This is a genomic window from Owariibacterium komagatae (assembly GCF_045865535.1).
Taxonomy (GTDB): Bacteria; Bacillota; Clostridia; order Oscillospirales; family Ruminococcaceae; genus Ruthenibacterium; species Ruthenibacterium komagatae.
The window spans coordinates 829,644-843,316 of sequence record NZ_AP031406.1; the positions used below are offsets into that span (position 1 = coordinate 829,644).

The following is a 13,673-nucleotide window of genomic DNA, read 5'->3' on the forward strand; positions in this document are numbered from 1 at the left end:
AGACTTCGGGACAATTTGTTCCAGCGAAAGGGGTGGTTTGACTGGTAGATGAAGATATTTCCCGGCGCACGATTGCCGTTTCCGTGAAGGCGTCCAAGCTGACCGCCCGGGGCCTTGCCTATGTGCTGCAGGCCATTGGCCGGAAAATCGCCAAGTACCACCGGGCCAAGCAGACGCCCCACGGCAAGCAGAGCGTGAAAAAGCTCATGGCTCACGGCGCATCGGCATCCAGCATCGAGCTGTCCGGCGATACCAAGCTGTTTGACCGGGTGGCCCGGAAATGGAATGTGGACTACGCCTTTTACAAAACCGGGCCGGACAAATATCTGCTGTTCTTCAAGGCTGGGCAGGCTGACGCCATGACCGCCTGTTTTTCTGAATATTCCCGCAAGGTACTGAACAAGTCCAAGTCCCGGCGCATCCCCATCCGGGATCAGCTCAAACGGGCGTCGGAGCAGCTTGCCCAAGAGCGGCCCCGTCCCAAAGAGCGGATACAGGAGGTGGCTCATGCCGACAGATAAGATCCGAAAGTACATTCTTCCCAACATTCCCTATCTGTTCATCGGCTGGGCCTGCCTGAAGCTGGGGACGGCCTACCGTCTGGCGGCAGGGGCTGGGTTTGGGGAAAAGCTGCTGGGGCTGGGCCGGAGCATCGGCCCGGCCTTTGCTGACTTTGCTCCGGGGCTTGATCCCTTTGACTGGCTGGTGGGCCTTATAGGGGCGGTGGCCTTTCGCCTGCTGATCTACTTCAAAAGCAAAAACGCAAAGAAGTACAGGCGGGACGAGGAATACGGCTCCGCCCGGTGGGGCACCGAAAAAGACATCAAGCCTTTTGTCGATCCTAAGTTTGAAAATAATATCATTCTCACCGGGACAGAGCTGCTCACCATCAACACCCGGCCCAAAAATCCGGCCAACGCCCGCAACCTAAACGCCTGCGTCATCGGCTCGTCCGGCTCCGGCAAAACCCGGTTCTGGCTCACGCCCCAGCTGCTCCAGGCTCATTCCTCGTATGTCTGTGTCGATCCGAAAGGAGGAGTCCTCGGGCAAGTAGGCCACTTTCTCCAACAGCGGGGATACAAAATCAAGGTATTCAACAGCATAGATTTTACAAAATCCATGCACTATAACCCGCTGGCCTACATCAAGAACGAGGCGGACATCTTGAAGTTTGTAAACGCCCTGATTTCCAACACCAAGGGCGAGGGCAAAGAGGGCGATCCATTCTGGACGAAGGCCGAAACGCTTTTGTATTGCGCCCTGCTGGGGTACATCATTTTTGAGGGCTCCGAGGAGGAGCGCAACATGAATACGCTGGTTGACATGATCTCCGGCATGGAAGTGAAGGAGGATGACGAGGACTTTCTCAATGCCGTGGACTATATGTTCAAGGGACTGGAACAGCGCAAGCCAGATTGCTTTGCGGTGAAACAGTACAAGAAGTACAAGCTGGCCAGCGGCAAAACTGCAAAAAGCATTTTGATTTCCTGCGGCTCCCGGCTGGCCCCCTTTGACATTCCCCAGCTCCGGGAGATCATGTCCTATGACGAGCTGGAGCTTGACCGCATGGGCGACAGGCGCACGGCAACTTTCTTCTGTATCAGCGACACCGACAGCACCTACAATTTTCTGGTGGCGCTGGCCTTTTCGCAGATGTTCAATCTTCTCTGTGAACGGGCGGACAATGTTCACGGTGGCCGTCTGCCCCATCATGTGCGAGTGCTGTGGGACGAGGCGGCCAATACGGGACAGGTGCCAAACCTTGAAAAGCTGGTAGCCGTGATCCGCTCCCGGGAGGTCAGTCTGACCCTCTTTTATCAGCAGTTGGCCCAATGCAAGGCTATCTATGACAAGAACGCTGAAACCATCCTCGGCAACATGGACAGCGTGGTGTTTTTAGGTGGCCGTGAGTCCAGCACAATTAAGGAAATATCCGAAAACTGGCTGGGCAAGGCCACGATCTCCATGCAGACGGATGGCCGGACACGGGGCCAGTCGGAAAGTTACAGCCAAAACAGCCAGCGGTTGGGCCGGGAGCTGATGACCCCCAGCGAACTTGCCACCATGCCCGGCGACAGGTGCATCTTGCAGCTCCGGGGCCTGCCCCCGTTCTATTCCAAGAAGTACGATTTGAAGCAGCATCCAAACTACAAGTACACGGCGGAGGCCGACAAACAGAAAAACGCCTTTTCCCTCGACAAGCTCATTAACCGCCGCAGGCGGCCCGGGCAGGCCGAGGAATGTGAGGTGTACGAGGCGACCGTGCCGGACGAGGCGCTCACAGACGAGGACGAGGACATCCTCAACTATGACGATCTCGATGACCCGGACGCCTTTGTATAAACAGCACTTCGGGACAAATTGTCCCAAGGTGCGGCAAGCGCCGCCTACACGGGCGGCTTTTTTCATGTCCGGGTACTCCCCGGAGAAATGGAGGCTATATGCAGTTCTTTTCTTCTGCCATCGACACTTTGCAGACTCTCGTTGTGGCCCTCGGCGCTGGCCTTGGCGTGTGGGGCGTGGTGAATTTGCTGGAGGGCTACGGCTCGGACAACCCCGGCGCTAATGCTCATGTGCCATAAAGTAACACACAAGAATTTGATAGACAGCAGCCTACCATTCCGTACCAAAAAAGCGCCATTCTGGATTTGTATTCTATTGCATTGGCGATAAGAATTGAAGTTTTGAAAAAAATTTCTCCAATCTTAAATCCTTTTGCATAATCAGTTGTTATTATATAGTGTAAGACGTTTTATACAGGGAAGGCGGTGACACAACATCGAAGATTTTGTACTGATTAAAAAAATCCAAGCGGGTGATACAGAAGCATTTGACGTATTAGTCCGTAAATATTACGGACTAATCTATCAGTTTTGTTACCGTAGATTAAATGGAGATACAGACACCGCAGCAGATATTACACAAGACGTATTTTTGAAATTGTTAGAAAATATTCATGCTGTCCGTATGTTGGGAAAGTTTCAAAATTACTTACTAACTATCGCCGCAAATACCTGTAATAACTATTTCAAAAAGGCGAAGCCCATATACACAGACTTAAACACTTTGGATATTGCAGATGATACAAGAAGTGCTTTAGAAAGAATGATAGAAAATGAAAACACAGCAGAAGTCCGTAAAACACTCCTTTCATTGCCAGATTATCAGAAAGAAGTTATCATTTTGCGCTTTTACCACAACTTGAAAATACGGGAGATTGCAAAAATCACAAAGTCAAATATTCCCACCGTAAAATCAAGGCTAAGACAGGGATTGCAAAAAATAGAGCGATACCTTAATGATTTCAAAGGAGGCGATAATGTATGAAAAAAAATAATGATATTCAAGAATGGCTACAGCTTTATGATACACCTGCTATACCCGAAAACAAAATGAATGAATTGATTTCTGCCGGGAAAAAGTACATGGACAGTGCTGAATTTAACAATAATTCTTTGCAGAGTGTTTTACTAAGTCAATTACAGTATCTTCCTCTCTCTTTTTGGCTTGTTCAAATAGTATTGTTTGCCATAGCTATTCTGCTGGTTTGTCTTTTCGGGCATTGGAATGTTCCCTTTCAATATCCTTTGATAGCACTTGTGGTCATTATTCCGTTAATCGTGTTAGTGGGAGTTCGGGAGGTTTCTAAAAGTAACATATACGATATGTGGGAAATAGAACAATCCAGCCGCTGCCAGTTGGTGAAGATTACTGCTTGTCGTATGTTAATCATTGGTTTAGCCGATTTGTTTTTGATAACATTTGTTTTAGTAATAACAAGTTTGTATTACCAACAATCCATAATCGAAGTAATTTTGTATGGTATGGTTCCATTTAATGTTTCCTGTACCTGCTATCTCTTGACAATTATGAAAAATGAAAAGGGGCAAATTTCCTACCATTTATTTGTATGTATGATTTGTATAGCAGTCATATTTTCAATTATTTTGAAACAGGATATTCTTTTTGAAACATCAATGCTATGGGGCTGGGCTGCTTTTTATTTCTTTTCACTTGCCCTATTAGGGAAAACGGTACGGAACTATTTGAAGCATGAAAAAATGATAGGAGAATCAGCATGGAACTTACAATAAAGAATCTTTCCAAAGAGTATGGAAAAAAGAAAGCGGTACGGTGTTTCAACGCAACTTTGACGAATGGAGTGTATGGCTTATTAGGTGCGAATGGTGCAGGAAAAACCACTCTTATGCGCATGATATGTGATGTTCAAACAGAAACCAAAGGGGCTATTATGCTCAATGGAAAAAACATTCACGACTTAGGAGAACAGTATCGCAATATTTTAGGATATTTACCACAGCATTTTGGGTACTATCCAAACTTTACGGCGTATAAATTTTTGATGTATATTGCAGCAATTAAAGGACTTCCGCACCAAAAAGCTCATAAACGTTCTTTGGAGCTATTGGAAAAAGTTGGATTATCGGAACAAAAGAATGTAAAAATCAAAACTTTTTCCGGCGGGATGAAACAACGGCTGGGGATTGCGCAAGCACTTTTGAACAATCCTAAAATCTTAATTTTAGACGAGCCAACAGCAGGACTTGACCCAAAGGAACGTGTCAGATTTCGCAATCTAATTAGTACGTTGGCCGAAAACCGTATTGTAATTTTATCAACGCATATTGTCTCCGATGTTGAGTACATTGCAAAAGAAATATTGATTATGAAAAATGGAGAATTGTTGCATCAAGGTTCAGCCGAAACAATTTTGCAGCCAATTCAATCGTTTGTATGGGAATGTGACGTAACCCGGCAGGAAGTCGATAGCTTAGAAAAAAACTATGTTGTGGCAAATCTAAAACATAGTGCAGGAGCAGAGCGTTTAAGAATTATATCAGAAGTGGCACCTTGCAAAACTGCGCGGAATGTAGAGCCTACATTAGAGGATTTATATTTATACTACTTTGCGGAGGTGTCTGATAATGAATGATATGATTAAAGCAGAGCGGGGTAAGATAATTTCAAAAAAACCGACTAAAATTCTTTTTGTTATGGGAATTATCCTTATCGTAGCTTATTTTTTCCTATTCCAGTTTGGTTATACCTCTGTATTCTATAACTACGATACCGGGAAAATGGATACTGTAAGTGGATTTGCTGCGATTGAACAAAGAAAAGAAACCGCAAATATGTTTGCAGGCAAATTAACCCCGGATTTATTGACACTTATGGAGCAAAGAATAACAGAAGCACAAACAGCTACCGCTACAAAGGATGAAAATTCGGCTTTTTCTGCGCTTCATGTTTATAGGGATCAGGCAGCTATTTTGGAATACATGACAGAGCCAGACGGAGAAATGAAATCTATTGAAGAAGCCTATCCTAATCATGAATCTATTATTTTAGGATATTGTGACGGGTGGGATAAAATGCTGTCCAGTATGGGGAATGTTTTAGCTATACTTTTATGTCTGCTTGTTGTAATTACTTTATCTCCGGTTTTTTCAGAAGAATATTCCTGCCATACAGACAGCGTGATTTATGCGGCACGCTACGGAAAAACAAAACTAGTGACAGCAAAAATTATAGCTTCTTTAGAAACTGTCATAGGTATGTACATTGTTTTTATGCTGCTTAATGCTGCTCTATATATGGGAATATACGGAGTACAAGGGTGGAATGTAAATATTCAATCCTCATTACATTATGCGTCCTCTGCCTATGATTTGACTTTTTTGCAAATGTTCTTAATTTCAGTAGCATTAAATATATTAGGACTTATTGCAATGACAATCATTACGCTATTTATTAGTGCAAAATTGAATGCTCCGGTTACGGCTCTCATTGCTTCATGTGTGGTATGTTTTTTGCCGGTTCTATTCGATTTTTCCGAGAGTGTGCCGTTACTGCAAAAGTTACAAGAAGTTTGTCCGATTTTTATGCTTCACATGAATGGCGTATTTACTACTGTAAAAACATATATGGGTATTCAGCAACCAGTTATTATGCTTTTGTTTAACCTATGTCTTATATGCTTGTTCTATTTTTTGATAAGGAACACGACAAAGAAACATCAAGTTATGGGATAAGTATATACTGAGAGCAAAGCCAGCCGAGCCAGTCAACGGTCAAGATGAACGGGCTACGCCCGCCGTTGACAGCCCCGCCCGGTTTTGCAGTTGGGCAATCAAGGGGCGACAGCAAGGAGTGCTGCCGCCCCGCACTATTATCAGAGAGGGGGAATTTCCATGACCGAAGAAGAAGCCTACAAAGTGCATATCCAGTACACATTCAATGCCTTTTGTAAGATTGTCATTCGTCACGCAGCCATAGACAAGATTGTGAAGCTGCGCCGGAGGTGGGAACGGGAAGTTTCCCTTGACTATCTGATGAATGAGAAGTTTGTCCAGCTTGCCGAGCCGGAGCAGCTTGAAGAATATCTTTTTACCGCCTGCGACCAGACCGCCGTTTTATACCATGCGGAGCTTGCCGCCGCCCTTGCCCGTTTGCCGGAGCAGACACAGGAAGAAATTTTCCGTTATTACTTCCTGCGCCAGCCGCAGCGAGTGATCGGCGTACATATCGGCCGGACACGCAGCACAGCGGGGCGGCATATCCAGCTTGCTTTGAAACGGTTGCGGCGGCTCATGGAGGGGAACGACCATGAGTAAACTTCTCCCCTATGAAACAATCGTCAAAGCCCATGAGGGCGACCCGGACGCAATAAATACCGTCCTTTCCCACTACGCCGGATATATCCGGTATTTTTCTAAAATGAACGGTCAAGTAAATGCCGAGGTTGAGGAATATGTGAAGCAACAGCTAATTGCCGCGCTGTTCAAGTTTCGCTTTGACCGATAAGCAAAAAACTGAATACCAGCCGCCACCAGCGGCCAGCGAAAGCAGTAAGTCTGAAAAAGATTTGCTGCTTTTTTTGTTGTCCGTTTGGCATTTTTGAAATTTGTCCGTATTAAGAAGCAAAGAGAAAATTTCCAGAATTTCCGTCATTTTTGCCTTTGCTGGTGTTGTAGGGAGTGAAAGGAAAATTTCTCTGCCCCGCCGGTTGCCAAAATCCCCTTTCCCGTATTACAGAAGCGAAAGGAAATTTGAAAAATTCCCCGGCCAGCGGGTAGCTGGCGGCCTTTCAAATGTATCTTTGGCGAAAGGAAGAAAGGCCGCGCACAGCGGGCTGAAAGCCCCGCCCCGTTCGCTCTATGTACGGAAAAACCCGGACAGGGGCAGTCTGCTACTTACTTAGAGCAAGTTTCTACCACGGTGCCAAAATCCGCAATTCTGCGGTTTTGCCCCTCGCGGGAAACTTGTTGGGGAGTGCCTTCCCCAAACCCTGCTTTGCGGCTTGCGCCGCTTATCCCCGCCGCGCTCATGCGGCAAGAAAGGAGGTCACGACCATGCGAAAGAAATACAACACACCCCACCGCAGCCGCGTTGTGAAAACCCGGCTGTCCGAAGAAGAATACGCCGACTTCACAGCGCGGCTTGCGCCCTATGGTATCAGCCAGTCCGAATTTCTCCGGCAGGCGATACGGCGGGCGACTATACGCCCCGTAATCTATGTGTCGGCGGTCAATGATGAACTGCTCTCCGCTGTTGGAAAGCTGGCCGCCGAGTATGGCAAGATTGGCGGCAACCTCAACCAGATTGCCCGGTATCTGAACGAGTACGGCGTACCCTATAACGCGCTGTCCGGCGAGGTACGCGCCGCCATAGCCGACCTTGCCGCCCTCAAGTATGAAGTCCTCAAGAAAGTAGGTGACGCAGTTGGCAACACTCAAGCATATCAACTCTAAAAACGCCGACTACGGAGCCGCCGAACAATACCTGCTGTTTGAGCATGACGAGTTTACCATGAAGCCTGTCCTTGATGAAACCGGCAGGCTTATCCCCCCCGCGAGGACTACCGGCTGTCCACGCTGAACTGCGGCGGGGAAGATTTTGCCGTTGCCTGTATGCGGGCAAATCTCCGCTACGGGAAGAACCAGCGGCGGGAAGATGTGAAAAGCCACCACTATATCATCAGCTTTGACCCACGGGACGGCCCGGACAATGGCTTGACCGTAGACCGGGCGCAGGCATTGGGCGAGAAGTTTTGCGCCGAGCATTTCCCCGGCCACCAAGCCCTTGTATGCACCCACCCGGACGGGCATAACCACAGCGGCAACATTCATGTGCATATCGTCATTAACAGCCTGCGGATTGAGGAAGTGCCGTTCCTGCCCTACATGGACAGGCCAGCCGACACGAAAGCCGGTTGCAAGCACCGCTGTACCGACGCTGCCTTGCGCTACTTCAAGTCCGAAGTCATGGAAATGTGCCACCGGGAGGGGCTTTACCAAATCGACCTCTTGAACGGCAGCAAGAACCGCGTCACAGACCGGGAGTATTGGGCGCAGAAAAAGGGACAGGCCGCGCTGGACAAGCAGAACGCCCCCATGATTGCAGACGGTATCACGCCCCGGCAGACCAAGTTTGAAGCGAACAAGGAGAAGCTGCGGCAGACCATACGCGCCGCGCTGTCTGCGGCGACCTCATTCGAGGACTTTTCCTCTCTGCTGCTGCGGGAGGGCGTGGCCGTCAAGGAGAGCCGGGGGCGGCTATCCTATCTCACGCCGGACAGGACAAAGCCCATTACCGCCCGAAAGCTGGGTGACGACTTTGACCGCGCCGCTGTCTTTGCCGTTTTGGAGCAGAACGCCGCCAGAGCCGCAGAAAAGCCCGCAGCCATACCCGAATACCCCCGGCATGGGAAAACCGGCATACAGCCCACAAAAGTCCCACAAACCGCCCCGAAACAGGACGGTGTGCAGCGGCTTGTGGACATTGAGCAGAAAATGGCCGAGGGCAAAGGCCGGGGCTATGAACGCTGGGCGACCATGCACAACCTCAAACAAATGGCCGCGACGCTGAATGTGTATCAGGAATACGGCTTCACTTCCCCGGAGCAGTTAGAAGCCGCCGTTGATACCGCCTATCAGGAAATGCGCCAGACCAGCGGCAAGTTGAAAACGCTGGAAACAAAGCTACAAGGGAAAAAGGAGTTGCAGCAACAGGTACTTGCCTATGCCAAGACCAAGCCCGCCCGCGACGGGCTGAAAGCGCAGAAATCCGAGAAAGCCCGCGCCGCCTACCGGCAGGCAAATGAGAGCAATTTTATCATAGCCGAAGCCGCCGCCCGGTATTTCAAGGCGCATGGCATTACCAAGCTGCCCGCCCGGAAAGCGTTGCAGGCCGAGATCGAGCAGCTTATCTCCGAGAAAGACGGCCTGTATAACACCTATCACGAACAGAAACAGCGGTTCAAGGAGTTGCAGACCGTCAAGCGGAACATCGACCAGATTTTGCGCCGGGAGGAACCCCGCCGCAGAAAGGAGCAGAGCCATGAACGATAAACTGCCCCGCATGGACTACCGCCAGCACCGGCGGGCGCGGCGGCTGGTGCATGAGTGCTGTAACTACGACGGGGGAAACTGCCTGCTGTTAGACGACGGGGAGCCTTGCGTGTGCGTCCAGAGCATTTCCCTTTCCCTCATGTGCCGCTGGTTCCGTGTGGCTGTCCTGCCCCTTGACGGGGAGCTGGCCGCAGCCCTCTTGTACCGGGGAAGCCGGAAACGGTGTGCGGTCTGCGGCGCGGCTTTTGTCCCCAAATCCAACCGGGGGAAATACTGCCCCGACTGCGCCGGACGCATGAAGAAAATCAAAGCCGCCGAGAGAAAGCGGAAACAAAGGCAGAGATGTCACGCTTTAGAGCCTTTCAAACCCGCATAAATCAAGGCTTTTTTCGTGGGTGTCAAAGGGTACGCGATACATTTATCCTTTTCCCCCGGAAACGGCGTTCTAAATGCGTACAAACGCCCCAAATCCACCCAAAGGAGGAACCATGTCAGACAACCGAAAATACTACTACCTCAAGCTGAAAGAGAATTACTTTGACGAGGACGCTATCGTGCTGCTGGAAAGTATGCAGGACGGCATCCTCTATTCCAACATTCTCTTGAAACTGTACCTGAAATCGCTGAAAAACGGCGGGAAGTTGCAGCTTGATGAAAATATCCCCTACACCGCGCAGATGATTGCCACCATTACCCGCCAGCAAGTCGGCACCGTAGAGCGAGCCTTGCAGATTTTTATGAAGCTGGGGCTTGTGGAGCCGTTACAGAACGGCGCGCTGTATATGAGCAACATTGAACTGCTGATCGGCCAATCCTCTACCGAGGGGGAGCGGAAACGGCGGGCAAGGCTGGCTTTGCAGGAGCAGAAAGCCTTGCCAAAGGCCGGGGCGGACAAATGTCCACCATATCAAGCGGACATTTGTCCACCAGAGATAGAGATAGAGAAAGAGATAGAGATAGAAAAAGAGAGAGCGAGAGTTAGATACGGGACAACCTACCCGCGCTGCCTATGGCCGGTATGAAAATGTCTTTCTTTCGCAATTAGAACTGGACGGGCTGAAAGCAGACCTGCCCGACAAATGGAACTACTACATTGACCGGCTATCCTGCCATATCGCGTCCAGCGGCAAGCGATACCGCAGCCATGCCGCCACAATCTACAAATGGGCGCAGGAGGACGCAGCCAAGAAAGCCCCGAAAAAGGGCATACCAGACTATTCATGCAAGGAGGGCGAGAGTTTATGAAGAACGAAATCAACGCTGTTTTGGAGAATATGACGGCCACCACCCCGGAGCCGGAGGACTACACCGGCGAGGACGGTTTACTGTACTGCGGCAAGTGCCGCAAGCCGAAAGAAGCCTATTTTGCGCCGGACAAGGCCGCCATCTTTGGCCGTGACCGCCACCCGGCAGAGTGCGACTGCCAGAGAGCCGCCCGCGAGGAACGGGAGGCCGCCGAGAAGCGGCGCAGGCACCTTGACACCGTGGAAGAACTGAAACGCCGGGGCTTTACCGACCCCACCATGCGGGACTGGACTTTTGAGAACGACAACGGCAGGAACCCGCAGGCCGGGATTGCCCGCCGGTATGTGGAACACTGGGAGGATATGCGAACCGACAATATCGGCTGCCTGTTCTGGGGCGGCGTGGGAACCGGGAAAAGCTACCTTGCGGGCTGTATCGCAAACGCCCTCATGGAGAAAGAAATCCCCGTCCACATGACGAATTTTGCCCTTATCCTCAACGACCTTGCCGCCAGCTTTGAGAACCGCAACGAATACATTTCCCGCCTTTGCCGCTATCCGCTGCTTATCCTTGACGACTTCGGCATGGAGCGCGGCACCGAGTACGGGCTGGAACAGATTTTCAATGTGATTGACAGCCGTTACCGCAGCGGCAAGCCGCTGATCGTCACGACCAACCTCACGCTGGACGACCTGCGGAACCCGGAGGACACCGCCCATTCCCGGATTTATGACCGCCTGCTTTCCATGTGCGTCCCGGTACGCTTTACCGGCGACAACTTCCGGCAGGAAACTGCGCAGCGGAAAATGGAGAGCATGAAGAAACTGATTACCTACTGAAAGGAGTATTGCCTATGACAGATAACAAGCAGCACGACACCCGCACCGCCCGCCGCCCCGACTGCGTGACGGAAATCCGCATGGGCAATTCCGTCCTTGTCGTGTCCGGCTATTTCAAGAAAGACACTACCACCACCGCCGCCGACAAAATGGCGCGGGTACTGGAAGCGGAAGCCGCTGCTACACAAAAACCGGCAATTTGACAAATCATAAAGAAGCAGATTTTACACTTTTGCCGCTATACAGCCCCCGCTATTCCGTGGTACAATAAAGCTACGGAATAGTGGGGCTGGCTGTCGGAAACGGAGGATTTTATGTTAAGACAAGCCACCCAAAACCTCATTACCGCCCTTTATCCGAGATTGTCCCATGAGGACGAATTGCAAGGCGAGAGTAATTCCATATCGAACCAAAAAAGGATACTCGAAACCTTTGCAAAACAAAATGGCTTTACCAATCTGCGCTGGTACACCGACGACGGCTTCTCCGGCGCAAACTTTGCTGGGGTTAGATAGCGATACTTTTTACATCTACCATGTTGCGGCGGTCATGGTTGACAACTTGCGTCGGCTCCTGCTCGGTATCAACCTGTCCGACAAAGCTATAATGGATTTCGATTTTCCGGGTGTTGGTTTCCCGGTCTAATTCATGTATCAAAATACGGTCGATAAACTCATGGACGTTTTCATAGGTCAATTCCTGTATGTCGCTGTATTTCCCGACAATCTGAATAAACCTTGATATATCCCTTTTTCGCTCGGTAACGGTTGCGATCTGCTGTTGTAACTCGTCTATCCTTGCGGCAAGGGATTTCTTTTCGTCCTCATAGCCGGAAGTTAGAAACACAAACCGTTCATCTGTCAGTCTGCCTAATGCGTTGTCCTCATACAGCTTGCGGAAAAGCGTGTCAAGTTCGGTCATACGCGCCTGTGCTTTGAAAAGTTCCTTTTGCTGCTGCGCTAATGCCTTTCTCGCTTCCATGTCGCCGTACTCGGTAGCTTTACAGATAAAGTCCTGTTCGTGTTCCTTAACATACCGCAAAACCCGCCGCATATCTTCCAGCACTAAATCAAGAAGTACGTTTTTGCGGATATAATGAGAGGTACACTCGCTGCCTGTCCTTGCCCTGTTGCGCCATGCGCCGCAAGAATAGGAAAACTTGCGCGGCTCGATATTTACGCCCTGTTGGTAATACATCTTATGTCTGCAACCAGCGCAAAACAGCAAGCCGGAAAAATATCAATCTCCGCTGCTTTTGTCGGGCGGTGGCGGGTAGCAATCCGCTTTTGCGCAAGTTCAAAGGTTTCCTCGTCAACAAGCGGCTCATGGGTGTTTGGGAAGAAATAGCGTTGTTCTTCTTCGTTCTTCCGGGTCTTTTTCGACTTGTAGGATACCTTGTGAGTTTTCGCGGTTATGGTATGCCCTAAATATTCCTGCCTTGCTAATATGTCATAGAGCGTTTTGTCCGGCCAAGTATAGGGGGCGATCATTGCCCGCTGATACCGCGCCTGTCCTGTACGCTGATAGCGCAACGCTCCAATCGTCAAGACTTTGTTTTCCGCAAGCCATTTTTGGATTTCGCACATACGCACGCCGCTAACAAACATAGCGAAAACCTGTTTGACAATCGGCGCGGTTTCCGGGTCGGGTATAAGGTGGTGGCGGTTGTTCGGGTCTGGGATATAGCCGTATGGATATTCCCCGTTGACGCGCTCGCCTTTTTGCGCCTGTGCCTGTTTAACTGCGCGGATTTTCTTGCTTGTGTCGCGGGCGTAAAACTCGTTAAACCAGTTCCGCAAGGGGGTAAACTCGTTATCCTCCCGCGCTGTGTCAACTCCGTCGTTGATCGCGATATAGCGTACTCCGTTTTCGGGAAATACAATCTCTATGAGTTCGCCCGTTTTCAGATAGTTTCTGCCAAGACGGGAAAGGTCTTTGGTAATGACCGTCGCCACTCGTCCGGCTTCCACTTCCTGCAACATCGCTTGCAGCCCCTCGCGCTCAAAACTCACGCCGGAAAATCCGTCGTCCACAAAAAACTTTGTGTTCAAAAAATGGTGTTCGTCCGCATAGCGTTGAAGTATCATTTTTTGGTGCTGTATGCTTCCGCTTTCTCCGGCTTGCATATCCTCTTGACTTAAACGGCAGTAAAGGGCGGTGATTTTATTCGACTGTAACATTAGTCCTCCTTTCCGACAGCCGAATAAACAGGTATAAT

General features: G+C 49.9%; 13 protein-coding genes and 4 pseudogenes. 16 read left to right on the forward strand and 1 reads right to left on the reverse strand.

Features of this window, described 5'->3' with window-relative positions; all coding sequences use genetic code 11:
• The first annotated feature begins 83 nt into the window (after positions 1-83).
• The 16 genes and pseudogenes from ACKTS9_RS04165 to ACKTS9_RS04240 form a co-directional block, all read left to right on the forward strand.
• Positions 84-521 (forward strand): PcfB family protein, encoded by a 438-nt coding sequence (locus ACKTS9_RS04165; RefSeq protein ID WP_407879131.1) that lies wholly within the window; start codon positions 84-86, stop codon positions 519-521.
• A complete protein-coding gene (locus ACKTS9_RS04170) occupies positions 508-2,343 on the forward strand; it encodes a VirD4-like conjugal transfer protein, CD1115 family (RefSeq protein ID WP_407879133.1) in 1,836 nt (611 codons plus the stop codon). Before ACKTS9_RS04165 ends, ACKTS9_RS04170 begins: the two co-directional genes overlap by 14 nt.
• Before the next feature lie 98 nt (positions 2,344-2,441).
• Positions 2,442-2,582: a Maff2 family mobile element protein gene (locus ACKTS9_RS04175; protein WP_407879136.1), complete on the forward strand. Its 141-nt coding sequence runs from the start codon at positions 2,442-2,444 to the stop codon at positions 2,580-2,582.
• 223 nt (positions 2,583-2,805) lie between these two features.
• Positions 2,806-3,327, forward strand: a complete 522-nt coding sequence (locus ACKTS9_RS04180; protein WP_407882071.1) for an RNA polymerase sigma factor — start codon at positions 2,806-2,808, stop codon at positions 3,325-3,327.
• Entirely contained in the window at positions 3,324-4,094 is a 771-nt protein-coding gene (locus ACKTS9_RS04185; protein ID WP_407879138.1) for a hypothetical protein, read from the forward strand. Before ACKTS9_RS04180 ends, ACKTS9_RS04185 begins: the two co-directional genes overlap by 4 nt.
• Positions 4,079-4,954, forward strand: a complete 876-nt coding sequence (locus ACKTS9_RS04190; RefSeq protein ID WP_407879140.1) for an ABC transporter ATP-binding protein — start codon at positions 4,079-4,081, stop codon at positions 4,952-4,954. Before ACKTS9_RS04185 ends, ACKTS9_RS04190 begins: the two co-directional genes overlap by 16 nt.
• Positions 4,947-6,053 carry an ABC transporter permease gene (locus ACKTS9_RS04195; protein ID WP_407879142.1) on the forward strand — a complete coding sequence of 369 codons (1,107 nt, stop codon included), beginning with the start codon at positions 4,947-4,949 and terminating at the stop codon, positions 6,051-6,053. Before ACKTS9_RS04190 ends, ACKTS9_RS04195 begins: the two co-directional genes overlap by 8 nt.
• A 159-nt stretch (positions 6,054-6,212) precedes the next feature.
• Positions 6,213-6,635 carry a sigma factor-like helix-turn-helix DNA-binding protein gene (locus ACKTS9_RS04200; RefSeq protein WP_407879144.1) on the forward strand — a complete coding sequence of 141 codons (423 nt, stop codon included), beginning with the start codon at positions 6,213-6,215 and terminating at the stop codon, positions 6,633-6,635.
• Complete coding sequence (locus ACKTS9_RS04205; RefSeq protein ID WP_407879146.1) at positions 6,628-6,825, forward strand: helix-turn-helix domain-containing protein; 198 nt, start codon at positions 6,628-6,630, stop codon at positions 6,823-6,825. The genes ACKTS9_RS04200 and ACKTS9_RS04205 overlap by 8 nt, the downstream gene beginning before the upstream one ends.
• Before the next feature lie 548 nt (positions 6,826-7,373).
• Positions 7,374-7,772, forward strand: coding sequence for a plasmid mobilization protein (locus ACKTS9_RS04210; protein ID WP_407879148.1), 399 nt, complete (start codon positions 7,374-7,376; stop codon positions 7,770-7,772).
• A pseudogene (locus ACKTS9_RS04215) lies at positions 7,744-9,371 on the forward strand (relaxase/mobilization nuclease domain-containing protein). The gene ACKTS9_RS04210 and the pseudogene ACKTS9_RS04215 overlap by 29 nt, the downstream one beginning before the upstream one ends.
• Complete coding sequence (locus ACKTS9_RS04220) at positions 9,361-9,747, forward strand: cysteine-rich VLP domain-containing protein (protein ID WP_002592656.1); 387 nt, start codon at positions 9,361-9,363, stop codon at positions 9,745-9,747. The pseudogene ACKTS9_RS04215 and the gene ACKTS9_RS04220 overlap by 11 nt, the downstream one beginning before the upstream one ends.
• Before the next feature lie 112 nt (positions 9,748-9,859).
• A pseudogene (locus ACKTS9_RS04225) lies at positions 9,860-10,616 on the forward strand (phage replisome organizer N-terminal domain-containing protein).
• Positions 10,613-11,455: an ATP-binding protein gene (locus tag ACKTS9_RS04230; protein ID WP_407879151.1), complete on the forward strand. Its 843-nt coding sequence runs from the start codon at positions 10,613-10,615 to the stop codon at positions 11,453-11,455. Before ACKTS9_RS04225 ends, ACKTS9_RS04230 begins: the two are co-directional and overlap by 4 nt.
• Positions 11,456-11,469: 14 nt before the next feature.
• Positions 11,470-11,658 (forward strand): transposon-encoded TnpW family protein, encoded by a 189-nt coding sequence (locus ACKTS9_RS04235; RefSeq protein WP_002571011.1) that lies wholly within the window; start codon positions 11,470-11,472, stop codon positions 11,656-11,658.
• A 111-nt stretch (positions 11,659-11,769) separates the two neighbouring features.
• A pseudogene (locus ACKTS9_RS04240) lies at positions 11,770-11,955 on the forward strand (recombinase family protein); the annotation flags it as partial.
• 7 nt (positions 11,956-11,962) lie between these two features.
• Here ACKTS9_RS04240 and ACKTS9_RS04245 read toward each other — a convergent pair.
• Positions 11,963-13,635, reverse strand: a pseudogene (locus tag ACKTS9_RS04245) (recombinase family protein).
• Between the last annotated feature and the right edge of the window lie 38 nt (positions 13,636-13,673).